Origin of the sequence: Stenotrophomonas lactitubi (assembly GCF_002803515.1) — a bacterium.
In the GTDB taxonomy this organism is placed as follows: Bacteria; Pseudomonadota; Gammaproteobacteria; order Xanthomonadales; family Xanthomonadaceae; genus Stenotrophomonas; species Stenotrophomonas lactitubi.
Genome location: NZ_PHQX01000001.1, coordinates 1497123 through 1520252 on the forward strand (window position 1 = coordinate 1497123; position 23130 = coordinate 1520252).

A 23130-nucleotide genomic window follows, 5' to 3' on the forward strand; every position below is an offset into this window, starting at 1 on the left:
GCAGTCTCTCTGCAGGATGCGGTACATCGGTTCAGCGCTAGAGTGGGCTCACCCCATCCAGGAAGGAGACGCGCATGTACTACAGCAGTGGCAACTACGAGGCCTTCGCACGCCCGCGCAAGCCGGCGGGCGTGGACAACAAGACGGCGTGGTTCGTCGGCTCGGGCCTGGCCTCGTTGGCCGGTGCGGCGTTCCTGGTGCGCGATGGGCGCATGCCCGGCGAGCGCATCACCATCCTGGAGCAGCAGCAGATTGCCGGTGGCGCGCTGGATGGCCTGAAGGTGCCGGAGAAGGGTTTCGTGATCCGCGGCGGCCGCGAGATGGAAGACCATTTCGAGTGCCTGTGGGATCTGTTCCGCTCGATTCCGTCGCTGGAGATCGACGATGCCAGTGTGCTGGACGAGTTCTACTGGCTGAACAAGGACGACCCGAACTATTCGCTGCAGCGTGCCACGATCAACCGGGGCGAGGACGCGCATACCGATGGCCTGTTCACCCTGAGCGAGCAGGCACAGAAGGACATCATCGCGCTGTTCCTGGCCACCCGCCAGGAGATGGAAAACAAGCGCATCAACGAGGTGCTGGGCCGCGATTTCCTGGACAGCAATTTCTGGCTTTACTGGCGCACGATGTTCGCGTTCGAGGAATGGCACTCGGCGCTGGAGATGAAGCTGTACCTGCATCGCTTCATCCACCATATCGGCGGGCTGCCGGACTTCTCCGCGCTGAAGTTCACCAAGTACAACCAGTACGAATCGCTGGTGCTGCCGTTGGTGAAGTGGCTGCAGGAGCGCGGCGTGCGGTTCCAGTACGGCACCGAGGTGACCGATGTGGACTTCGCGCTGCAGGAAGGGCGCAAGCAGGCCACGCGCATCCACTGGACGCGGGATGGCCAGGCCGGCGGCATGGACCTGGGCGCGGACGATCTGCTGTTCATGACGATCGGCTCGCTCACCGAGAATTCCGACAACGGCGACCACCACACCGCTGCGCGCTTGAATGAAGGCCCGGCACCGGCGTGGGACCTGTGGCGGCGCATCGCGGCCAAGGATGCGGCGTTCGGGCGCCCGGACGTGTTCGGTGCGCATATAGCGGAAACCAAGTGGGAATCGGCAACGGTGACCACATTGGACGCGCGCATTCCGGCGTACATCGAAAAGATTGCCAAGCGCGATCCGTTCAGTGGCAGGGTGGTGACCGGCGGCATCGTGAGCGTGCGCGATTCACGCTGGCTGATGAGCTGGACGGTGAACCGCCAGCCGCACTTCAAGAACCAGCCGAAGGACCAGATCGTGGTGTGGGTGTATTCGCTGTTCGTGGATACGCCGGGCGATTACGTGAACAAGCCGATGCAGGATTGCACGGGCGAGGAGATCACCCGCGAGTGGCTGTATCACCTGGGCGTGCCGGTGGAGGAGATCGACGAACTGGCGGCGACCGGGGCGAAGACGGTGCCGGTGATGATGCCGTACATCACCGCGTTCTTTATGCCGCGCCAGGCCGGTGACCGCCCGGACGTGGTGCCGGAGGGCGCGGTGAACTTTGCCTTCATCGGCCAGTTTGCCGAATCGAAGCAGCGCGATTGCATCTTCACCACCGAGTATTCGGTGCGCACGCCGATGGAAGCGGTGTATACGCTGCTGGGCATCGAGCGCGGCGTGCCGGAGGTGTTCAATTCCACCTACGACGTGCGCACGCTGCTGGCGGCGACCGGCCGCCTGCGCGATGGCAAGGAACTGGACATTCCGGGACCGGCGTTCCTGCGCAACCTGCTGATGAACAAGCTGGACAAGACCCAGATTGGTGGGCTGCTGCGTGAGTTCAAGCTGGTGCAGGACGACTGAGCGAGCGCGCTATAGGTAGCGCCGGGCCATGCCCGGCGGCTTCTTTCGGCACCGCTTCGCTCGCCGGGCATGGCCCGGCGCTACCGTAACGCTGCGCCATCGGTTGAGCGGCTGAGGTATTCCCAGGTATCGATGCTGTCAGTCATGGCAGCCAGCTTGCCGCGTACCAGTTGCAGGGCATCGCTGCCCAGCAGCAGGTGTGTCGGTGGGTTGGGGTTGTCGATCACCTGCAGCATGGCCTGCGCGGCCTTGATCGGGTCGCCCAGCTGATGGCCGCTCTTTTCCTCGCGTGCGCGGCGGATCGGGTCGAACAGCGCGTCGTAGTCGCCGATGCTGCGCGAGGCCCGCACCATCGAACGACCGGCCCAATCGGTGCGGAACGAACCCGGCGCGATAGCGGTCACGTGGATGCCGAACGGCGCGACTTCCTTGCCCAGCACTTCGCTGATGCCTTCCAGCGCGAACTTGCTGCCGCAGTACCAGGCGATGCCGGGCAGGGTGATGAAGCCGCCCATGGAGGTGATGTTGAGGATGTGGCCGCGACGGCGCGCGCGCATGTGCGGCAGCACGGCCTTGATCAGCGCGGCAGGACCGAACACATTCACTTCGAACTGATGGCGCAGTTCGTCCAGCGTGGATTCTTCGAGGATGCCTTCGTGGCCGTAGCCGGCGTTGTTGACCAGCACGTCGATGGCGCCGATGTCGGCTTCGACGCTGGCCACCAATGCATCGATGGCGGCGGCGTCGGTGACGTCCAACAGGCGGCCGAAGGCGTGACCCGGCGCGAGGGCTTCGAAATCCTGACGGGCGGTTTCGCTGCGCACGGTGCCGACCACGCGATGGCCGGCCAGCAGCGCCTGCTGTGCGAGGGCGCGGCCGAAGCCGCTGCTGACGCCGGTGATGAGGAGGAGGCGGGATACGGTCATGGGCGAGGGCTCGTGGCTGGGGTCTTGCACGTTAGTGGTTGAGTGCGGGGCAGCCCAGGCCTAGGATTCGGTCGTTCTTGCCTATTCCTATGGGGCGCCCGATGCGATTGACCGATGATCCGCTGCAGCATCCCGCACAGGAGCGCATGGTCGGCCTGTTGCAGGCGCTGGCGGTGGACGAGGGCTACACGCTGACGGCAGTACCCGGTGTGCGGCTGCTGCGCTCGAACCGGCCACTGGCGCGCACGCCGGTGCTGTACGACCCGGGCATCGTGATCGTCTGCCAGGGCGTGAAGCGCGGGTATCTGGGCGGGCAGGTCTACCAGTACGACGCGCAGCACTACCTGGCGGTGTCGGTGCCGGTACCATTCACCATGGAAACCGAGGCCACGGCGGAGGCGCCGCTGCTGGCGATCTACCTGCATCTGGACCTGCAGCTGGCGGCGGATCTGCTGATCGAACTGGGCGAGCGCGCCGCCAGCACTGAAGTGCCCGCACAGAGCATGATGTCCAGCCCGATGCAGGGCGCGATGCAGGCCACCGTGCTGCGCTTGCTGGAAGCGCTGGCTGATCCGTTGGAGGCAGACGTGCTGGGCCCCTCGCTGGTGCGCGAGCTGTATTTCCGGGTGCTGACCGGTGCACAGGGCGGGGCGATGCGCGAGGCGCTGGCCATGCGTGGGCGCTTCGGCCGCATCGGCAAGGTACTGCGGCATATCCATGCGGCCTATTCGACGACGCTGGATGTTGAGGCGTTGGCGGCGCAGGCGGAGATGAGCGTGGCCACGTTCCATGATCACTTCCGCAGCATTACCGGCACCTCGCCGATGCAGTACGTGAAGTCCACGCGGCTGCACCAGGCGCGGCTGCTGATGTTGCGGCAGGGCATGACGGCCGAGGCAGCATCGTTGGCGGTGGGGTACGCCAGCCCGTCGCAGTTCACTCGGGAGTTCAAGCGCTTGTTCGGGTTGCCGCCGGCGGCCGAGGTGGCGCGCATGCGGCGAAGTTTTGCGTTGCCGCCGGCGCCGGCCGATGCGGTGTATGTGTCTTCGCATTGATTGCGGCATTCGCCGGGCATGGCCTGGCGCTACCAGGGAAGCCCGTGTCAGGTAGCGCCGGGCCATGCCCGGCGAACGAGGCGGTTGACAGGACGTCTACCTACTAGTAGGTTTGCACCCATGAAAGAGACACTCTCCCCCAAGGCCCACGAGATCCTGGCCCAGGCCCGTTCGCTGCTGGAGGCCGGTGGCTACAACGGTTTCAGCTATGCCGATGTGTCCGCGCGGGTGAACATCAGCAAGGCCAGCATCCACCACCATTTCCCCAGCAAGGCCGACCTGGTGCGCACGGTCGTGGAGTTGTACCGCGCCGAAGCCCGCGAGGGCCTGGCGCTGCTGGACCGGCAGCTGGGAGACCCGTTGCAGGAGCTCAATGCGTACGTGGACTACTGGTCGACCTGCATTGCCGGTGGCACGGCGTCGTTCTGCATCTGCGCGATGCTGGCTGCCGAGATACCGATGATTCCGCTGGAAGTTGCCGACGAAGTGCGCGGGCACTTCGAGGATCTGACCAGCTGGCTGACCGTGACGCTGGAGAAGGGTGTAGCCAGCGGCCAGCTGCGCCTGCAGGGCACGCCTGCCGACGAGGCCAAGGCCTTCATGGCGTCGGTGCATGGCGCGATGCTGGCGGCGCGCGGTTTTGGTGATGCAGCGACGTTCGCGGCGCTGGCACGGTTGTCGATTGCCCGGGTGAGCGCGGCGGTCTGAGTGATTCCCGGAAGGCCTGCGCGAAGCGGGTCTTCTTTTTGTCCATCGAATCTACCTACTAGTAGGTTCATAACTCCAGCTGAGGTTGCCATGAGTCATCCGCTTTCTCCCTTGGGCGTCGTACACACCGCGATCAGCCTGATTCCCATCGTCGCCGGCGTTTACGGATTCATCCGCCATCGCGCTATTGATCCGGCTACGCGCGCCGGCAAGCTCTACCTGCTGGGATTGGTGCTGTCGGTGGTGACGTCGTTCACCGTCTCCAGCACCGGGGGCCTCAATCCAGGCCATGCGTTTGGTGTGGTGATCCTGCTGATTGCATTCGGTGGCGTGCTGGCGGCGCGGCTGCGGTTCCTTGGTCGGTTGGCGCCCTATCTGTCGACATTCGCGCTGTCTTTCAGCTTCCTGCTGTCGCTGGTGCCGGGCGTGAATGAAACGCTGACGCGACTGCCGGTGGCGCATCCGATTGCGGCCGCGCCGCTGGCGCCGGTGATCCTGCAGACGCTGCTGGGGTGTGCGGCGGTGTTTGCGATCGGCTTCGTGGCGCAGTGCTGGCGGATACATGCGCGCAACACACGCGCACGCGGCTGACGCTGCGCGGGACCGTCCGGGTGATCAGTCTGCCAGCGGTGCTGGTGCGTGTTCGCCGTAAGTGGCGTTGGCGCTGCCGCAGGTCGCGTACGCCGCCGCGTTGGCAGGCAGGCCGGTGGCTTTGACGCCACGCCGCGAATCGCCCGCGAGCACTTCCACGTAGCGCTCTGCTGCCAGCGTGTCGTCGGGCAGAACGTAAAGCAGCACGCGCTGCAGGGTGGATTGGCCGTCCAATGGCTGTGGCTGGCGGAATGCAGGAACCTGCACGCGCGCGCTGTGCCATTCCTGCGGTGCGGCGGCAGTCTGCCAGCGAACCCGCAACGGCTGCTCGAGATTCAACAGCGCGACACCGGTGGTGTGGTTGGACGCCGTGCACGCAGCGGGGGGCGCAGCAATGGGCAAGATGGCCTCGTCGCCGATGTCCAGCGTCGCGCCGTTGATTTCCAGGCGCACGATCGGCGCGGCGCCGTAGTTGTGCGTCCTGAACTGCACCAGCCCTTCCACGCGGCTGCGCTCGAGCTCGTATTCGGTAGCGCCGGCCAGACGCGCCAGCGCGGGGGTAACCTCGACGTGGTCGGCATAGTGGTAGTAGAGGTGGACGATGTCTGGCCCCCCCGATGTGCCCCACACGGGGGTGAGCGCTGTGGTATCCGGATAGGACTGGCGATGCAGTGGCAGGCGGGTGCCGGTGCCCCCGGGCGGGGCGCCGTAATGGTAGTGCTCGATGCCTGGTTTCAGTCGTGCGTTGTCGTAGGGGAAGGCGCTGTCTGCATCGGACTGTGCGTTCGGGTAGCGGTGGAAGGCAACGAAGCGCTCGGGACTATCGCCTTGCATCGGCAGGTCGGGCCCGGCACCGGAATAGGTGGAGGCATAGGGTGAGGTGTCCAGCCACAGTGCATTGCCACTGAGGTTGATGTGCGTTTCTGCGATGGCTGCGCGTGAGCCGCCGGTGGTGGTGTCCACGGTACTGTGCAGCGCGTGCCCCAGCGGAACGATGAGCAGGGCGAGGACAGTGGGCAGGAACATCAGGGCATGCACGCCGCCCGGCACGTGTCCGCGCTCGCGCACCATGTAACGGACCCAGGCCAGCAGGAGCATCACCAGCAGCGGCACGCCAACCCACAGCGCGAGGGTGACCAACGCCACTACGCCCCAGCCGAGATTCGGGGTGCAGACTGCGATCAGGCCGAGCGCGGCGAGGAAACTGGCCAGTACCAGCGAAACGCCGATACCGAAGCGGTAGTTCCTGTACGGGGTAGCAGTCATCACCGTTCCATCGGCAGGCCGGGGCGTGCCTGCATCTTGCCGGGTGGATGGCTGCGTGGAAAGACCGGGCGGCTGTCAGCAGCCCACCAGCCGGTCGGCGCTGATGCCACTGCGATGCTGGTTGCGGTATTCGATGGGGCTGGCGTCGACCATGCCGCGGAAGTGCCGACGGAACGATTCCTGCGAACCAAAGCCCGCCTGTTCGGCCACCCATTGCAGTGGGCGGTCGGTGGTTTCCAGCAGTTCACGTGCGTAGGCCACGCGCTCGCGGATGAGCCAGTCGATGGGCGACAGGCCGGTGGCTTCGAGGAACTGGCGCTGCAGGGTGCGCTGGCTCAGCGCGGCCTGTTCGGCGAGGCTGCCCAGCGAATGCGGTTCGCGCAGATTGCGCCGCATCCATTCCATCAGTTTCGCCAGCCGCGTGGGCTCGCCCAGCGGGATCGCGCGGCTGACGCGCTGGCTGCGTTCGGCATCGCGCCACGGCGCCAGCACCAGCCGCTCCGCTACGAGGTTGGCCACGCGTGCACCGTAATCCTTGCGCACCATGTGCAGCATCATGTCCATGCCGGTGGCCGACCCGGCCGAGGTGATGATGCTGCCGGCGTCCACATACAGCACGTCGTCGCGTACGTGGATGCGCGGGAACTCGCGGGCCAGTGTTTCGGTGAGCCGCCAGTGGGTGGTGGCCTGGCGGCCATCGAGCAGGCCGGCCCAGGCGAGCACGAACGCGCCTGAGCAGATGGAGGTGATGCGGGCGCCGCGCGCATGGGCGCGGGTGAGGGCATCGAGCAGGGCCTGCGGTGGGCGCTCGCTGGGTTCGCGCCAGCCGGGAATGACGATGATGTCGGCGTCGTCGACCGCACTCAGATCGTAGGGCAGCTGTACCTGTGCGCTGCCGAGCATGCGCAGTGCACCGGGCTCGCCAGCGCAGAGCTGGGTGCGGTACCAGGCCACGCCCAGTTCGGGGCGGATGGGTGCGAACAGGCCGACCGCGCAGCCGAATTCGAACAGGCCCTGGCCGTGGCAGGCCACGATGGCGACGGTGGGCGCGTTCGGTTCGGCAGGCAGGGTGGGCATGGCTTGATGCTACCGACGCAGGCACGTGCCGCTGAGTGGCGCGCGGGCATGAGGTGATGCCCGCGGGGTATATGGAGCAGTCGCTCCCTTCTTGTAGAGCCGAGCCCACGCTCGGCTCAATACCGGAAGGGGGGATGCATTCTGACGCGGTCGCGAAGAGCAGCCGAGCGTGGGCTCGGCTCTACAGACAGTAGTGCACCGGCGCGGCCGCCTAACCTCATTACCAGCGGTCATGTGGCTGGCGCGATGTGACGGTCACATGACGCGATATCCGCTGTTGCGCGTTGGGCGCGGGCCCTTGAATGGAGGTGTGTCTCCGGCCCACCCCCACGAGCCCCCATGCCTGCTGCCCATATTCCTGCGCTGTCCACGCTCTCCCTTCTGATTGCGGCCGCCCTGGCCGCTGCCCCGGCGTATGCGGCTGATGCCGATGCGCCGTCGGCGACCACTGCCACTTCTGCGAACCTTGCCGCGTCCACGCTGGATGCGGTGGTGGTGACCGGCTCGCGTACCAGTACGCGCACGGTGAAGAACAGCTCGACACCGATCGACGTGATTTCCGCCGAGGACCTGGCGGCTACCGGCCAGGCCAACCTGCTCGAAGCCCTGCAGCGCAGCCTGCCGTCGCTGAGCCAGATTGGCGGTTACCAGAGCGACCAGGAAAGCCTGATCCGCGGCTACCAACTGCGCAACCTGTCGCCGGGTTACACGCTGGTGCTGGTGAACGGCAAGCGCCGCAACGCCAGTGCGTACGTCAGTGGCGCCAACGGCGGTGGCTATCCGGGCCACGCCTGGGCCGATCTGGCGCTGATTCCGGTATCGGCCATCGACCACGTAGAGGTGCTGCGTGATGGCGCATCGGCCATCTACGGTTCGGACGCGATCACCGGGGTGATCAACGTGATCCTGAAATCGCAGGCGCACGGTGGCGATGTGTCGGTGGAGAGCGGGCAGAGCACCGATGGCGACGGCAGCCGCACCAGCGTGCGCGCCAACATCGGTCTGCCATGGGGCGAGGATGGCTTCATCAACCTGTCCGGTGAGAGCACGCGCCAGCACCATGCGATACGCACGCGTCGCTACATCGATGGCTACCTGAGCTATCCGGCGGTGGATGGCAACGGCAACCTGGTGGCGCTGCGGCCGAACAACCGGCTGCCGGCCGGGGCGTCGCCGAACCCGGCCGAGGCCGGACGCGATGCGGAGGCCAACATCATCCTCAGCTCGCCGTCGTATGCGTTGAAGGCCTTCGCGGTGAACGTGGGCCATGGGCTGGGTGAGAACGCGCAGTTCTACGCCAATGCGACGGCCAGTGACCGTACCGCGCAGGCGATCCAGAACTTCCGGCTGCCGGCGACGATCTTCACCACCTACAGGGCGCCGGGCGTGCTGAGCGTGTTTCCCGACGGCTTCCTGCCGGTGCTGGAAACCAAGGAGAAGCAGTACACCGGCACGGCCGGGGTGAAGGGCCAGGTTGCGGGCTGGGACTACGACGTCAGCCTCACCAGCAACCGCAATACGGTGCGCACCTACACCCGCAATTCGGTGAACTATTCGCTGCCATATCCCGGCTCGCCCACCGACTTCTACGACGGCAAGCTGGACTACCAGCAGGGCATCGCCAACCTCGACCTGCGTCGTGGCTTCGAGGTGGCCGCCTTCGCCTCGCCGCTGGAAGTAAGTGCGGGTGCCGAGTACCAGCACGAGCAGTACGAGCGCGGGGCAGGGCAGTGGGAGTCGTACACCGGCTTCGGTGCGGCCGCCTTCGTGGGCTATTCCACCGCCGATGCGGTGAAGGCCACCCGCAACAGCAAGGCGGTGTACGCCGGTGCGGCGACCAACATCACCTCGCGCTGGTACCTGGATGCGGCCGCGCGCTGGGAAGACCATTCCGACTTCGGCACGGTGTCGACCGGTCGGTTGACCACGCGCTTCGACTTCACCGATGCGCTGGGTGTGCGTGCCACGGTCAGCAATGGCTTCCATGCGCCGAGCTTGGGGGCGCAGTTCTACCAGGCCACTGGCAGCTGCCCGTGCGGCACCACGCTGGTGGCGCAGGTCGCTTCGCCGGCAGCGGTGGCGCTGGGCGCTACGCCGCTGAAGCCGGAGAAGGCCACCAACTACAGCCTCGGCGTGACCTGGGACCCGAGCCCGGCCTTCCATCTGGCGGTGGATGCGTACCAGATCGACATTCGCGGCCAACTCGGCCAGTCCAGCCAGATCGGCTACAACGCGCAGGACCCGGCGCGGGTGACCGACAACAGCGGCACCGTGCTGACCGCCGCGCAGAAAAATACGATTGATGCGCTGCTGGGTACGGCCGGCATCAGCATCCTGCCCGGTGATGCGTTCTACGCCAGCTATTTCACCAACGTGGGCGACACCCGCACGCGCGGTGTGGAGCTGACCCTGGAAGCGAACCAGGAAACACAGTGGGGCAAGCTGCGCTGGACCTACGCGGCCAACGTGGGCCGCACCACCATCCAGAAGGTGAGCGCGATTCCGCAGGCGCTGCAGGGGCTGCCGAACATCAACCTGCTGACCAAGTCGAGTGAGTACGCGCTGCGCTTCCGCACGCCGTCGTACACGCAGGTGGCGGGGCTGGGCTGGCAGAACGGGCGCTGGCGCTCGAACGTGGACTTCACCTACTACGGCCCGATCAAGCGCCTGAACAACGGCGTGGAGTACAAGCAGCCGCCGGTGCTGGTGACCAACCTGTCCGGTGGGGTGGAGCTGGGCGCGGGCTGGAGCGCGGCGCTGGGCATCAACAACCTGTTCGACAAGCGCACCCGCAAGGTGCCCGCGTACGCACGCAGCGCCACCGATGTGGCCAGCATCGAGACCACCTGGGACAGCGGTGATGTGCTGAGCAACGTCGGGACGTTCTGGTACGGGCGCGTCAACTACCGGTTCTGAGGTTCATGCCACACGCAGCCGAGCGTGGCTCGGCGCTACATGGGAGCGTTTCATGTCATCTGCATTGAATGTGGTTGCGTTGATTGGTTCGCCGACGGCATCGGCCAACTCGCGCACGTTGCTGCTGGTGCGGCATCTGCTGGAAGAGCTGCGCGAGCGGGTCAACATCAGCGTGGAGCTGGTCGAGCTGGCGCCGATCGCGCGCTCGCTGGGGCAGGCGCTGCAGCGCAGTGAAGTGGAGCCGCAGGTGGAGCGCGCGCTGGCCACGATTGAATCGGCGCAGCTGCTGGTAGCGGCCACGCCGGTGTATCGCGGGTCCTATCCGGGCCTGTTCAAGCACCTGATCGACTTCATCGAACTGGACGCGCTGGTGGATACGCCGGTGCTGCTGGCCGCCACCGGTGGCAGCGAGCGCCACGCGCTGGTGATCGACCATCAGCTGCGGCCGCTTTTCAGCTTCCTGCAAGCGCATACGTTGCCGATCGGGGTGTATGCCACGCCGGCCGACTTCGACGGCGACTGCATCAACAGCGCTGCACTGCAGGCGCGCATCCAGCTGGCGGCCGAGCGTGCAGCGGGACACGTGGCGCCTCGGGCGGCGGCGCTGCCGGCGCCGCTGCGCAGGATCGCCTAGGACGTGGCGGTGCAGCTGCGGCACTTGGCGTTCCTCACGCCCGGAAGCTATCTACCGGAACAACCCCGCGCGGGCCTGGACGCGACGCTGGCGTTGATCGCGTTTGCCGAACAGCTGGGCTATGACGGCGCGTGGGTGCGCCACCGCCACCTGGAGCCGGGCATCAGCTCGGCAGCGGTGTTCCTGGCGGCGGCCAGCCAGCACACCACCCGCATCGAGCTGGGCAGTGCGGTGATCCAGCTGGGCTATGAAACACCGTTCCGTCTGGCCGAGGATCTGTCGTTGCTGGACGCGCTGGCCGGTGGCCGGCTGCAGGTGGGCGTCAGTACCGGCGCGCCGCCACACGGGGAATTGGTTGGGCCACTGCTGTACGACAGCGACCCTGCGCACATCGACTTTTCCCATGGCCGGGTGGCGCGCTTGCTGGAGGCGCTGCGTGGTGAGCCGTTGGGTGCCGCAGATGCCGAAGTCGGCAACGCCGCCACGCGCTATCGCCCGCGACTGCAGCCGCATGCGCCGGGGCTGGTGGACCGGGTCTGGTATGGCGCTGGCTCTCTGCAGTCGGCGCGTTCGGCGGGGGAGCAGGGCCTGCATCTGCTGCTGGGCAACGTCAACCGCGCCGAGCTGAGTGATGACTTCTTCGGTGCCCAGCTGCAGCACCTGCAGGCCTATCGCGCGGCATTGCCGTTGGACAGCCCGCGCCGCGTGGCGGTGGGGCGGGTGCTGGTGCCCACCGATGGTGTGGATGCGGCCACGCGGCAGAGGATCGAGGCCTTCAGTGCGCAGCGGCATGCGCGCACCCTGGCGCCGCAAGGGCCTCGCCGCACCATGTTCGCGCCCGACGTGGTCGGCAGCACGGCGCAGATCATTGCGCGGTTGCAGAGCGATCCGCTGCTGCAGCAGGTGGACGAGCTGCGGGTTGAGCTGCCCTATGAGCTGCCCGAGCAGGACTACCGGCGCATCCTCACCACGGTGATCGAGGACATCGCGCCGGCGCTGGGTTGGCGCGCGCCCGCGCAAGCGGCGTGACGTTACCAGCGTCCATAACGGCCAGCAGTCTGCTTATTGCCAACCTGCATCTGCATGGCCGGATCCGACCGTGGATTGTCGAGTTCTGGCGCTGGCATGCAGCCTTCCTTCTCTAGCATCGATATCGAAGCGGCAGTGCATTGCCGGCCCCTACGAGGACGATTCCGTGGCTGTAGACGCAACCCACAAACCCATCCTGTTCCTGCTGGACCGCGAGTTCGAGGACGGCCAGTTGCCCGGACAACGCTTCTTCTGCCGGCACAGCCTGCTGCTGGAAGGTGCGCTGTCGAGCATCGACGGCCTCGACGCGCAACTGGATGTGCGCCGCATCGGTTTCAGCCGGCCGCGCCGCGAGGTGATCGCCGAGATCGGCGAGCAGGACCAGTCGCTGCCGAAGCTGGTGCTGCCGCAGGGTGTGGTCAATGAACACGCAAGTGGTGAGTACCAGCAGCGCCAGTACATCTCCGGTGCCGAACCGATCCTGGCGGCATTGAATGGCCTGCTCGGCATTCCCGTGGCCCATCCCTGAGCGAGGACGTGACCATGAGCTACCTCACCAGCGTGTTGGACAAGAGCCCGGTGGCCGACGGCAGCACGCCGGAACAGGCGCTGCGCAACAGCCTTCAACTGGCGCAGCGCGCCGAGCAGCTGGGCTATCACCGTTACTGGTTTGCCGAGCACCACGCGGCGCCGACGCTGGCCAGCCCGGCACCGGAAGTGCTGGCGGCGTGGGTGCTGGCGCAGACCCGGCGCATCCGCATCGGCAGTGGCGGGGTGATGCTGCGCCACTACGCACCGTACAAGGTGGCCGAGAACTTCAACCTGCTGGCGGCACTGGCGCCGGGGCGCGTGGATCTGGGCGTGGGCAAGGCACCGGGCGGTCTGCCGGCATCGACTGCCGCATTGGCCGCCGGTCGCCCGGCATTCGCCGATTTCGACCAGCAGCTGCGCGACCTGGAAGGATATCTGTCCGATGCGCAGGCTGATGCGCAGGCGCGGCCGATTCCACAGACGTCGCCGGAGCGCTTCCTGCTTGGCGCCAGCCCGCAGAGCGCGCGGCAGGCGGCCGAACTGGGCTGGCGCTTCGTGTATGCCGCGCATTTCGACGGTGACCCGAAGCACATCGAGGCCGCCTTCGAGGCGTATCGCACGGTGTCCGCGCACGTCCCGTTGCTGGCAACGGTGGCCTTCGCCGCGCCCACCAGCGAGGCCGCTGCGCGCCATATCGGCGCGTTGCGGGTCTACAAGCTGCACCTGGGCCCCGGACAGACGGTGAACCTGCCCAGCCCCGAGGCCGCTGCCGAGTACGCACGGCAGGTGGGTGTCAATGATTTCCGCGTCGAAGAAACACGCCCCAGCGTGCTCTCTGGCGACGCGCAGCACGTACGCAGCGAGCTGGATGCGCTGCATCGACGCTTCGGCGTGGGTGAATTCATCCTCGACGCGCCGGTGGCCGACCTCGACGCACGCCTGACGTCCCTTGAACTGCTGTCGCCCGCTCCCCGCGCGGCGGTGGCCTGACTGCTGGAGCGACCCCATGAGCACGACCCCGCGTCCCATCCCGTTCGGCATCATGCTGCAGGGCCCCGGCAGCCACATGCATGCCTGGAAGCATCCGTCCAACGTGCCCGATGCCAGCGTCAACCTGGGCTATTACATCGACATCGCGCGTACCGCCGAGGACAACGGCATCGCTTTCGGCTTCGTTGCTGACGGCCTGTACATCAACGAGAAGTCGATCCCGCATTTCCTCAACCGCTTCGAGCCGATCTCGCTGCTGTCCGCACTGGCGACGGCAACGAAGAAGATCGGCCTGGCCGGCACGCTTTCCACCTCGTACAGCGATCCATTCACCGTAGCCCGCCAGTTCGCCTCGCTGGACCTGCTCAGCGGTGGCCGTGCCGGCTGGAACGTGGTGACCTCGCCGCTGGAAGGTTCGGGCCGCAACTACGGCCGCCCGCATCCGGAACACGCGCTGCGCTACCAGATTGCCGATGAGTACCTTGAGGTGGTGCAGGGCCTGTGGGATTCGTGGGATGACGATGCGTTCGTGCGCGACCGCGACAGCGGCACGTTCTTCGCACCGGAGAAGTTCCGTCGCCTCGACCACAAGGGCCGCTTCTTCCAGGTTGAAGGCCCGCTCAACATCCAGCGCTCGCCGCAGGGGCAGCCGGTGATCTTCCAGGCCGGTTCGTCCGACGATGGCATTGCGCTGGCAGGCAAGTATGCCGATGCGGTGTTCACCCACGCGCCGTCGCTGGAGGAGACCCGTGCATTCACCCAGAAGGTGAAGAACTCGGCGATCGCCCATGGCCGCAGTGCCGGTGACGTCAAGATCTTCCCGGGCATCGGCCCGATCGTTGGCCGTACGGCGGAAGAAGCCGAAGCCAAGTACCAGGCGATTGCCGCGCTGGCCGGGCTGGACGATGCACTGGCGTATCTCGGCCGCTTCTTCGACCACCATGATTTCAGCCAGTACGACCCGGATGCGCCGTTCCCGGAGCTGGGCGATATCGGTTCCAATTCCTTCCGCTCCACCACCGACCGCATCAAGCAGGACGCGCGTGAGCAGGGCCTGAGCCTGCGCCAGGTGGCACTGCAGGCGGTCAGCCCGCGGCCGAATTTCATCGGCACGCCGGAGCATGTGGCCGATGAGCTGATCCGGTGGTTCGACGCCGGTGCCAGCGATGGCTTCATCCTCGGCTTCGCTGCGCAGCGCGAAGGCCTGGATGATTTCGTGACCCTTGTGCTGCCCTTGCTGGAAGCGCGCGGCTACCACCGCAGTGAGCTCGAAGGAGAGACTCTGCGCGACCACCTGGGCCTGCCACGCAAGGCGAGCCGTTATGCGACCGACGCCGAGCCGGCGCGGAAGGTGGGATAAGGCGATGAGCGGAGATACCTCGGTAGCGCCGGGCCATGCCCGGCGGAATTCGCCGGCAACGGGCGTACTGCCCGAGATCGCGGCACGTGCCGACGAGGCCATCGCGATCCGCCATGACCTGCACCAGCACCCGGAACTGGCCTTCGAAGAACACCGCACCAGTGCCCGCGTGGCGGAACTGCTGCAGCAATGGGGCTACGCGGTCAGCACCGGCATCGGTGGCACCGGCGTGGTCGGTACGCTGCAGCGCGGGCAGGGCAGTCGCCGGTTGGGCCTGCGCGCCGACATCGATGCGCTGCCGATCCATGAAGAATCCGGGTTGGCCTATGCCAGCCAGCGCGAAGGCCTGATGCACGCCTGCGGCCACGATGGCCACACCGCCATCCTGCTCTCGGCCGCCCACTACCTGGCACACCACGGCCGATTCGATGGCACGTTGCAGCTGGTGTTCCAGCCGGCCGAGGAAACCGGGTCAGGTGCTTCGAAGATGATCGCCGATGGCCTGTTCGAGCGCTTCCCGGTCGATGCCATCTATGGCCTGCACAACTGGCCGGGCGTTCCAGTAGGGCACTTCGGCTTCGTCGACGGACCGGCGATGGCTTCGGTGGACTGGGCGCGGCTGCGGGTGATCGGCAAGGGTGGCCACGGCGCCGAGCCGCAGGGCAGCGTCGACCCGATCCTGGCCGCTGCACACATCATCACCGCGCTGCAGAGCGTGGTGTCGCGCAATGTCGATCCGCGGCAGATGGGCGTGGTCACCGTCGGTTCGATCCATGGTGGGCAGGCCGCCAACGTGATTCCCGATGTGGTCGAGCTGAAGTTGACCGTGCGTGCGTACCTGCCGGAGGTGCGCGATACCCTGCGCCGACGGGTCACCGACATTGCCGAGCAGACCGCCGCTGCGTTTGGCGCGCGTGCCGAGATCGAATTCCCGCGCGGCTTCCCCAGCGTAATCAATCATCCGGAGCAGACGGCTTACATCCGCGAGGTGGCGGTGCAGGGCTTCGGCGCCGGGCAGGTGGTGGAGGCCTTCGCACCGCGTACCGCCAGTGAGGACTTCGCCTTCCTGCTGCAGGCGCGGCCGGGCAGTTTCGTGTTCGTCGGTAACGGCGACAGCGCGCCGCTGCACAGCCCGCGCTATGTGTTCAATGATGCGGCCATCGCCCCCGCGGCCAGTCTGTGGGCGCGTTTGGCCGAGCACTACCTGGTGGAGGACGTGGCATGAGCGTGCGGTACGACAACGATCGCTTCCTGTACACCGCGGTGGATGACCCGCTGGCGCGGCCGTTGTTTGATGGTCTGGAACAGGAATACGACAACCGCTATGCAGACGTGCGCCGGCGCATTGGTGGCAGCGCCCGAGAAGAGCTGCAGCGCTATCCTGCGGAGGCCTTCGCGGCCCCGGTGGGTGCGTTCGTGCTGCTGCTGCGCGACGGCGTGGCAATCTCCGGCGGCGCGTTCATGCCGCATCGCGATGAGGATACCGCCGAATTCAAACGCATCTGGACGCTGCCCGGTCTGCGCCGGCAGGGCATCGCCCGCCGCGTACTGCAGGAACTGGAAGACCAGGCTGCGCGGCAGGGCTATCGACGCGTGTTCCTGACCACCGGCTTCCGCCAGCCGGAGGCGGTCGGCCTGTACCTCAGTCATGGCTACACCGCGCTGTTCGATCTGGATGCGGATCCGGAAACCATCGCGCATCTGCCGTTCGAAAAACAGCTGGTGCCGCAGCCGCAGCTGGACGTCGCGCCCGCCATCGCACTGCACGGAGCGGTGGCATGAGCACACCGTCCACCGCTATCGAGGGCATTCCCCGCCAGCCGGCCACGGCGCTGAAGATCGTGCCGGCGCGGCACCCGCTGCAGGTGATCGGTACGGTGCTGGCACTGGCGCTGATCCTGATCGGGCTGCAGTCGGTGCTGGGCAATCCGCGCTGGGGCTGGGGCACGTTCGCCGAATGGTTCTTCGCCCGCCCGATACTGGCAGGGCTGGGGCGCACGTTGCTGCTGACCGCGCTCGGTACCGGCCTCGGCTTCGCGCTGGGCACACTGTTGGCCTTGGCCCGCGTCTCCGGCTCACCGCTGCTGTCGGCGGTGTCGTGGGGCTACGTGTGGCTGTTCCGTTCGATTCCGCTGCTGGTGCTGTTGCTGCTGCTGAACAACCTGGGCTACCTGTACAGCACCATCGAACTGGGCGTGCCGTTCACCGGCATCAGCCTGTTCTCGTACCCGACCACGCAGTTGATCGGCGTGTTCACTGCGGCGGTACTCGGCCTCACCTTGAACCAGGCGGCGTTCTCGGCGGAGGTGATCCGTGGCGGCATCCTGTCGGTCGACCACGGCCAGTACGAAGCGGCCGCAGCGTTGGGCCTGCCGCGCGGCCGACAGGTGCGCCGCATCATCCTGCCGCAGGCGATGCGTTCGATCCTGCCGGCGGCGTTCAACGATGTGATCGGGCTGGCCAAGAGCACCTCGGTGGTCTATGTGCTGGCGCTGCCGGAGCTGTTCTACACCGTGCAGGTGATCTACCGCCGCAACCTGGAGGTGGTGCCGCTGCTGATGGTGGCCACGGTCTGGTACCTGGTGATCCTGACGGTGCTGTCGCTGCTGCAGCGGCGGGTGGAGCAGCGTTTCGCGCGTGGCCAGCTGCAGCATGAGCGCAACGTGTCGCGGGTACCGTCGACGCCACCGCGCCCGGTGGTGCCGGCCATTGCACGCGTACCCAGCCGAGCGGCTTTTGCCGTGCCGATCGAGGCGGGCACGGGCGCCGCCGTTTCATTGCAGGGTGTGGGCAAGGCCTTCGGCGAGCAGACGGTGCTGGATGACGTGCACCTGGAACTGAAGGCGGGCAGCGTGACCGTGCTGATCGGTCCGTCCGGTGCCGGCAAGTCCACGCTGCTGCGGCTGATCAATCATCTTGAACGCGCTGACAGTGGCTTCGTAACGGTGGGCGGCCAGCTGATCGGCTACCGCCGAGACGGCGACACCTTGTACGAGCTGCCGGAAGGCGAGATCCGCCGTCGCCGCGCCGAAGTCGGCATGGTGTTCCAGGGCTTCAACCTGTTCCCGCACATGACCGCGCTGGAGAACATCATCGAAGCGCCCATCGCCGTGCGCGGCATTTCGCGTGCACAGGCCGAGCAGCAGGCGCGCACCCTGCTGGAGCGGGTGGGGTTGGCCGACAAGGCCGATGCCTTCCCGCGCCAGCTGTCCGGTGGCCAGCAGCAGCGCGTGGCCATTGCCCGCGCGCTGGCGCTGCAGCCGAAGGTGCTGCTGTTCGACGAGCCGACCTCCGCGCTGGACCCGGAGCTGGTGTCGGAGGTGCTGAGCGTGATCGAGGAGCTGGCCAGTTCCGGCACCACGTTGGTGATCGTCACCCACGAACTGGGCTTCGCCCGGCGTGTGGCCGACCACGTGGTGATGATGGACCAGGGTCGGGTGATCGAGCAGGGCACGCCGGACGCGCTGTTTGAAAACCCGCGCCAGCAACGCACCGCCGATTTCCTGGCCAAGACCCTGTAACCCCTTTCGAGAAACCCCATGAGCCCAGCATCGCAGCGACGTCCCGCACGCAGCACCCTGTTGATCGTCGGTGTGCTGGTCATCGGCATCGCCGGCATCGTCTACTCACGCGTACGCCAGGGCCCCGATGGCGTGCCTGTTGCGGCGACATCGCTGGCAGCCAGCAACGCGGAGATACTGAAGGGCACGCCCGATCCGAAGGCGCAGGCACTGATTCCGGCCGGCTACCGTTTCGTCACCCCGGGTGCCTTCACCATCGCCACCCATCCCGGCCAGCTGCCGTTGGCCGACTACGGTGCCGACAGCAAGGAAGTGGTGGGCGTGGAGCCCGATATCGCACGATTGATCGCAGACGGCCTCGGCCTGAAGCTGGTGGTGGTGCCGGTGGCCTGGGCCGACTGGCCGCTGGGGCTGGAATCGGGCAAGTACGATGCGGTGCTGTCGAACGTGACGGTCACCGAAGAGCGCAAGAAGAAGTTCGATTTCTCCAGCTACCGTTTCGACCTGCTGGGCATCTACACCCGCACCGATGGACCGATCCAGAAGATCGCCACGCCCGCCGACGTGGCCGGGCTGAAAGTGGTTGTGGGCGCCAGCACCAACCAGGACCAGATCCTGCGCCAATGGGACAAGCAGAACATCGCCGCGGGCCTGAAACCGGTGGAGTACCAGTACTTCGATGACGCAGTGATCGGGCGGCTGGCGGTGATCACCGGTCGCGCGGATGTATCGTTCGAGCCGAATGCCACCGGTGCCTATTCGGCACGCGATGGCAAGGTGCGCCGGGTCGGCCTGTTCCCGGGCGGCTGGCCGGATGCGGCGGCGATCTCGGTGACCACCCGCAAGGGCAGCGGTCTGGCCGATGCAGTGACCCAGGCCCTGAACACGCAGATCAGCAGCGGTACCTACGCGAAGGTGTTGGCACGCTGGAACGTGGCCGAAGAAGCGGTGCCGCAGTCGCAGACCAATCCGCCGGGGCTGCCGGGGTTCTAGCGATGCCGCTTGGTAGGCGTCGAGCTTGCTCGACGGAAGGCATGCCGACCAAGGTCGGCCTCTACCGGAGGGCGTGCCAACCAACGGTTGGCACCCACCGGAATGCGAGGCGGGACATGCCGACCAAGGTCGGCCTCTACCGGGGTCAGGACTGCCAATCAATGTGTTCCGGACGGGCGCCTGCATTGCCGTGAAAGAAACTGATCGCGGCAAAGCACGCTTCGACGTCGATGCACCATGCCAGCGGATATCCATCCACCTGGCCGTTGTCGAGCCGGAAATAGGCGTTGCCGGCGCGATGTTCGTTTCCGCAGGAATGGAAGCCGCCGTCGCCCGGCTCGTGCAGGTACATCAGCCACGCGTGTTCCGCATTGCGCAGCATGCGCAGCGTTGGCCCATCGGGCACCGATGCCCACAGCTCGAACTGGGGCATCGATGCGGCCAGCGCCAGTGCGCTGGCCAGCTGTTCGTCGGTCGTGGCGGCAACCGGGCCGCCATTGAGTAGAAGTTCGATCACTTCGGTTCCTGCAGGGGCGTCATTACCAGCGTGCCTCAAGCATACGGAACGGGCCATCGAGCAGCACCCCGTCCTTGTCGAAGTTCTGTACCGATCGCCCATCGACGCGCACGTCCTTCGGCAGGGTGCGGCTCGGCCACCACACACGTACCGGGCTGCCCTTGCGCAGTCCCTTGCCGAGCGAGACCTGCAGCGTTCCATCGCGTTGGCGCGCCTGCATCTGCAGGGTGCCATAGGCAGTGGGCAGGCGGTCCACGGCCAGGCCTTCACCGGCCACCCAGGAAGGCGGCGTGCCCGGCAGCAGCGACAGCGCATCATCGTCCTCGCGCATCAGCATGCCGAACAGGGTGCGGCCGTATTCGGCGCCGATCCAGGTGTGCGGCATGTCGCCCAGATAGCGTGGGAAACGCAACCGCGAATGCACGACCTCGGCCAGCACCTGCCACTCCAGCGGCCTGCGATCGTGCAGCAGGCCCTGCAGCAGTTCGTCGGCCGCTTCAGGCTGGCCCAGGTGCACGTAGCTCAGCACGTTGCGGATTTCATACGGCGTGTAGGCATACAGCGCACCGGGCTGGTTGCGCTTGCGCACATCGTCCAGGTAGCGGGCGAAGGTGGTGCGCAGGGCCTCGGCGGGCAGCACGCTCTGCGCACCGGTCGGGTCGAGTGCGATCGACACACCGGTCGGGTCGCCGTCGCCCAGGTCGGCCGATGATGGAATGAAGTCGATGCCCTTCCATGCCATGGTTGCGCGGATCGACGCATGCAGTGCGTCATACAACGCCTTGTACTGTTCGCGCGCCCACTTCGCGGTTTCGTGGTCGCCCAGTGACTCGGCCAGCCACGCGCCGTCATGCCAGCCCTTCAGACCCCAGTAGTCGTCCCAGTAGCTGTGGGTGGGCGAGGGGTAGCCCTCGTGGCTGATCGACGGCGCAAGAATGCCGGCGAAGCGCTCCGGTGCAGGCTGGTCGGCCATGTAACCCGGCACCAGCGTGCGTTCGCGCAGTTCCTGCAGGAAGCGCAGCGCGGCCTTCACCTTGGGCAGATAGGCACGTACGCTTTCGGGCCCGCCATCCAGCCGTGCGACGTCGGCCACCAGGGTGACGTACTGGCCTTGGCTGTCGTACTCGATGTCCGAGCCGAAGCCGGTATTGACGCTGCCATCGTCGTTGAGGATGGGCGACACCAGGCCGTTGCCGTGCACGCCATGTTCGCTGTACCAGGCCAGGTAGTCGCGCGCGACCTTGGCTTCGCCCATGCGCAGCAGCACGGCCGAGGTGGCCATGCCGTCGCGGATGAAGGAACGGTTGTAGTTGCGTGGGCCGGGCTGCATCGCCGGGCCGGTCTGGTTGATCAGCATGTACGCGGCCTGCGCGCGCAGCATGTCCACCAGCGACGGATCGGGCAGGCGCAGGCCGACCTGGCCCAGGCGTGCCTGCCAATCGGCGGAGGCACGGCTGGCCAGCGTGTCGAAGGCCTTGTCGCCATCGCGCGGCAACGATGTGAGGTCGAGGGTCGGTGCTTGCGGCAGCACGCCATTGGCATCGGCGGTGGCGGTGCCAAGTGGGAAGGCCACCACCACCGCATCGCTGGCACCGGGGGCCAGGCTGACGCGATAGCTCAACGCCGCCGCTGCCAGGCCTGCGCCGTCGCTTGCCTGCTGTGCGGCAGGCAGTTGCCCGCTGGCGATGGCCGACGTGATCTCGGTGTCGCCTTCGTTGCCGAAGGGCGCGGCGCCGGCGGCATCCACCGCAGTGAGTGACTGCAGCAGCGTGCGGCCATTGACGCGCACGGCGTTGCCTGCAACGGCCACCTCGCGGATCGGCGACAGCCCGCCGTTCTGCCACGGCGGGTTCATCTGCATCGGTCGCACTGCGAGGGTCAGCGTGCCTTCGATCGCCGTGCTGCCGGTGTTGCGCAGGCGATGGCGCACGAAGGTGACCGGTTGCCCGTCGCGCTCGATGGCGAAGGCTTCGCTGCGTAGTTCCAGCCCCGGTTGCGGCGACCAGGTGGCCGATGGCATCGGCTTCCAGCCATCGCGAAGGGCGTGCTGCACGGGGTGTTCGGCGGCACCCGCCGCGCGGCCATCGGCACTGCGCCAGATCGGCTGCACCAGCGGCGCACCCTTGTAGGCCTCGATGTTGCCGTACTCGTCGAAGATCGATTTCTGCCGGCCCGCGTGCACACCCACCGCGGTCCAGTAGGTCTGCTGCATGTGCAGCGACGCGGGGAACAAGGCGCGCTGCGCGCCGCTGGCGGCGATCTGGTAGCGCTTCATCGGCGTCATCACCGCCTTCGGGCCGAGCAGGCGGAGGCGCTTGATCTGCGGTGCATCGCCTTCCACGGTCAGCCGCAGCGCCTGCAGATCGAGCGGGGCGTCGGCCGCCAGCCAACTCTGCTGCCGGCTCGCTGCCTGCGCATCGCGCGCCAGTTCGTGCCAGTGGCCCTTCGCATCCTGTGCCTGCAGGCGTGCAGCGCCGTGCACGTTGGCCCAGTCCACCGCCAGCCCGGTGCTCGGCTGCGCACGGGGCAGGGTGATGTCGAGCATGTGGATGCCGCCCTTGCCAGCGGGGATGGCAACCGAGCCGCCGCCCTGCCACAACGCAGCAGACTGGGCGGCATCCAGCCCGGTTATCCGTGCAGTGAGCGCGGTGTCGAGCGGTTCCATTTCGAAGATGGAGACGCCCCAGTCGGAGGTGCGCTGCGGGCTGGCCAGGCGCAGGTAGCGGGCCTGGCGCGGTGCAAAGTACAGGGTCTCGATACCGCCCAGTGAATCGGCCATGACGTAGGCGGTCTGCCACTGCTTGCCATCGAGGGAGGTCTGCAGTGAATAGCCTTCGGGGTTGGAAACGTCCCAGGTGAGGCGGGTACCGGCCAGCATTGCCGGTTTGCCGAGATCGATCTGGAACCAGTGGCCGGGACTGAACGCGCCACCGGTCACCGTCTTCGGATCGTTGTCGATCAGGTGGCTGATCGCCATCGCCGGAACCTGCTGCGATGACGCGCTGGCCTGCCATTGCGCACGAGGTGGCAGGTTCTGTGCGCTTACGGCTGCAGCCAGTGCGAGGGTCGGCAGCAGCAGGGCCAGGGCAAGGCGCCGGTTCGGCGGGCAGGGAGCGGTCCAGCGGTCGGCGCACAACGTCATTGCGAAGGCCTCACATCAGCAGGGCCCGGG

Annotated in this window: 19 protein-coding genes; 14 read left to right on the plus strand and 5 right to left on the minus strand. The window is 66.9% G+C overall.

Features of this window, described 5'->3' with window-relative positions; genetic code table 11:
- The first annotated feature begins 74 nt into the window (after window positions 1-74).
- Window positions 75-1844 carry an oleate hydratase gene (locus tag CR156_RS07260; RefSeq protein WP_100552337.1) on the plus strand — a complete coding sequence of 590 codons (1770 nt, stop codon included), beginning with the start codon at window positions 75-77 and terminating at the stop codon, window positions 1842-1844.
- 80 nt (window positions 1845-1924) lie between these two features.
- Here the strand turns inward: CR156_RS07260 and CR156_RS07265 are convergent, their stop codons facing one another.
- Entirely contained in the window at window positions 1925-2770 is an 846-nt protein-coding gene (locus CR156_RS07265) for an oxidoreductase (protein WP_100552338.1), read from the minus strand.
- 101 nt (window positions 2771-2871) lie between these two features.
- Here CR156_RS07265 and CR156_RS07270 point away from each other — a divergent pair, with 101 nt between their 5' ends.
- The 3 genes from CR156_RS07270 to CR156_RS07280 all read left to right on the plus strand — a co-directional run bounded on the left by CR156_RS07270 (window position 2872) and on the right by CR156_RS07280 (window position 5124).
- Window positions 2872-3825, plus strand: coding sequence for an AraC family transcriptional regulator (locus CR156_RS07270; protein WP_207764190.1), 954 nt, complete (start codon window positions 2872-2874; stop codon window positions 3823-3825).
- 120 nt (window positions 3826-3945) lie between these two features.
- Window positions 3946-4533, plus strand: a complete 588-nt coding sequence (locus tag CR156_RS07275; RefSeq protein ID WP_100552339.1) for a TetR/AcrR family transcriptional regulator — start codon at window positions 3946-3948, stop codon at window positions 4531-4533.
- Window positions 4534-4623: 90 nt separating this feature from the next.
- Window positions 4624-5124, plus strand: coding sequence for a hypothetical protein (locus CR156_RS07280; RefSeq protein WP_100552340.1), 501 nt, complete (start codon window positions 4624-4626; stop codon window positions 5122-5124).
- Window positions 5125-5148: 24 nt separating this feature from the next.
- On the opposite strand, the gene CR156_RS07285 is transcribed toward CR156_RS07280, so the two are convergent.
- The gene (locus CR156_RS07285) at window positions 5149-6390 is read right to left on the minus strand and encodes a hypothetical protein (protein WP_100552341.1); all 1242 of its coding nucleotides are present in this window, start codon (window positions 6388-6390) and stop codon (window positions 5149-5151) included.
- Between the two features lie 75 nt (window positions 6391-6465).
- A complete protein-coding gene (gene ftrA, locus CR156_RS07290; RefSeq protein WP_100552342.1) occupies window positions 6466-7467 on the minus strand; it encodes a transcriptional regulator FtrA in 1002 nt (333 codons plus the stop codon).
- A gap of 339 nt (window positions 7468-7806) precedes the next feature.
- Here ftrA and CR156_RS07295 point away from each other — a divergent pair, with 339 nt between their 5' ends.
- From CR156_RS07295 to CR156_RS07340, 10 genes are all read left to right on the plus strand, one after another.
- A complete protein-coding gene (locus tag CR156_RS07295; RefSeq protein WP_100552343.1) occupies window positions 7807-10383 on the plus strand; it encodes a TonB-dependent receptor plug domain-containing protein in 2577 nt (858 codons plus the stop codon).
- 52 nt (window positions 10384-10435) lie between these two features.
- Window positions 10436-11017, plus strand: coding sequence for an FMN reductase (msuE, locus tag CR156_RS07300; protein ID WP_100552344.1), 582 nt, complete (start codon window positions 10436-10438; stop codon window positions 11015-11017).
- Window positions 11018-11020: 3 nt separating this feature from the next.
- Window positions 11021-12046, plus strand: coding sequence for an LLM class flavin-dependent oxidoreductase (locus tag CR156_RS07305; protein ID WP_207764191.1), 1026 nt, complete (start codon window positions 11021-11023; stop codon window positions 12044-12046).
- A gap of 166 nt (window positions 12047-12212) precedes the next feature.
- On the plus strand, window positions 12213-12575 hold the full coding sequence (locus CR156_RS07310) for a DUF3088 family protein (RefSeq protein ID WP_089240600.1): 363 nt from the start codon (window positions 12213-12215) through the stop codon (window positions 12573-12575).
- A gap of 14 nt (window positions 12576-12589) precedes the next feature.
- Complete coding sequence (locus CR156_RS07315) at window positions 12590-13567, plus strand: LLM class flavin-dependent oxidoreductase (RefSeq protein WP_100552345.1); 978 nt, start codon at window positions 12590-12592, stop codon at window positions 13565-13567.
- 16 nt (window positions 13568-13583) lie between these two features.
- Entirely contained in the window at window positions 13584-14927 is a 1344-nt protein-coding gene (locus tag CR156_RS07320; RefSeq protein ID WP_100552346.1) for an LLM class flavin-dependent oxidoreductase, read from the plus strand.
- A 4-nt stretch (window positions 14928-14931) separates the two neighbouring features.
- Complete coding sequence (locus tag CR156_RS07325) at window positions 14932-16152, plus strand: M20 aminoacylase family protein (RefSeq protein ID WP_100552347.1); 1221 nt, start codon at window positions 14932-14934, stop codon at window positions 16150-16152.
- Window positions 16149-16709, plus strand: a complete 561-nt coding sequence (locus CR156_RS07330; RefSeq protein ID WP_100552348.1) for a GNAT family N-acetyltransferase — start codon at window positions 16149-16151, stop codon at window positions 16707-16709. Before CR156_RS07325 ends, CR156_RS07330 begins: the two co-directional genes overlap by 4 nt.
- The gene (locus CR156_RS23285) at window positions 16706-18448 is read left to right on the plus strand and encodes an amino acid ABC transporter permease/ATP-binding protein (RefSeq protein WP_100552349.1); all 1743 of its coding nucleotides are present in this window, start codon (window positions 16706-16708) and stop codon (window positions 18446-18448) included. The genes CR156_RS07330 and CR156_RS23285 overlap by 4 nt, the downstream gene beginning before the upstream one ends.
- A gap of 18 nt (window positions 18449-18466) precedes the next feature.
- Window positions 18467-19441 (plus strand): ABC transporter substrate-binding protein, encoded by a 975-nt coding sequence (locus CR156_RS07340; protein ID WP_099821301.1) that lies wholly within the window; start codon window positions 18467-18469, stop codon window positions 19439-19441.
- A gap of 145 nt (window positions 19442-19586) precedes the next feature.
- Here CR156_RS07340 and CR156_RS07345 read toward each other — a convergent pair whose 3' ends face one another.
- Both CR156_RS07345 and CR156_RS07350 read right to left on the minus strand, forming a co-directional pair.
- Window positions 19587-19958: an Imm1 family immunity protein gene (locus tag CR156_RS07345; protein WP_165780975.1), complete on the minus strand. Its 372-nt coding sequence runs from the start codon at window positions 19956-19958 to the stop codon at window positions 19587-19589.
- Window positions 19959-19980: 22 nt separating this feature from the next.
- On the minus strand, window positions 19981-23100 hold the full coding sequence (locus tag CR156_RS07350; RefSeq protein ID WP_100552351.1) for a discoidin domain-containing protein: 3120 nt from the start codon (window positions 23098-23100) through the stop codon (window positions 19981-19983).
- Window positions 23101-23130 lie beyond the last annotated feature (30 nt).

Coding starts and splice junctions, on each gene's coding strand:
- CR156_RS07270 (WP_207764190.1), top strand. CDS start 2,872: ATGCGATTGACCGATGATCCGCTGCAGCATCCCGCACAGGAGCGCATG.
- CR156_RS07265 (WP_100552338.1), bottom strand. CDS start 2,770: ATGACCGTATCCCGCCTCCTCCTCATCACCGGCGTCAGCAGCGGCTTC.
- CR156_RS07330 (WP_100552348.1), top strand. CDS start 16,149: ATGAGCGTGCGGTACGACAACGATCGCTTCCTGTACACCGCGGTGGAT.
- CR156_RS07285 (WP_100552341.1), bottom strand. CDS start 6,390: ATGACTGCTACCCCGTACAGGAACTACCGCTTCGGTATCGGCGTTTCG.
- CR156_RS07280 (WP_100552340.1), top strand. CDS start 4,624: ATGAGTCATCCGCTTTCTCCCTTGGGCGTCGTACACACCGCGATCAGC.
- CR156_RS07350 (WP_100552351.1), bottom strand. CDS start 23,100: ATGACGTTGTGCGCCGACCGCTGGACCGCTCCCTGCCCGCCGAACCGG.
- CR156_RS07320 (WP_100552346.1), top strand. CDS start 13,584: ATGAGCACGACCCCGCGTCCCATCCCGTTCGGCATCATGCTGCAGGGC.
- CR156_RS07325 (WP_100552347.1), top strand. CDS start 14,932: ATGAGCGGAGATACCTCGGTAGCGCCGGGCCATGCCCGGCGGAATTCG.
- msuE (WP_100552344.1), top strand. CDS start 10,436: ATGTCATCTGCATTGAATGTGGTTGCGTTGATTGGTTCGCCGACGGCA.
- CR156_RS07340 (WP_099821301.1), top strand. CDS start 18,467: ATGAGCCCAGCATCGCAGCGACGTCCCGCACGCAGCACCCTGTTGATC.
- CR156_RS07315 (WP_100552345.1), top strand. CDS start 12,590: ATGAGCTACCTCACCAGCGTGTTGGACAAGAGCCCGGTGGCCGACGGC.
- CR156_RS07275 (WP_100552339.1), top strand. CDS start 3,946: ATGAAAGAGACACTCTCCCCCAAGGCCCACGAGATCCTGGCCCAGGCC.
- CR156_RS07260 (WP_100552337.1), top strand. CDS start 75: ATGTACTACAGCAGTGGCAACTACGAGGCCTTCGCACGCCCGCGCAAG.
- ftrA (WP_100552342.1), bottom strand. CDS start 7,467: ATGCCCACCCTGCCTGCCGAACCGAACGCGCCCACCGTCGCCATCGTG.
- CR156_RS23285 (WP_100552349.1), top strand. CDS start 16,706: ATGAGCACACCGTCCACCGCTATCGAGGGCATTCCCCGCCAGCCGGCC.
- CR156_RS07295 (WP_100552343.1), top strand. CDS start 7,807: ATGCCTGCTGCCCATATTCCTGCGCTGTCCACGCTCTCCCTTCTGATT.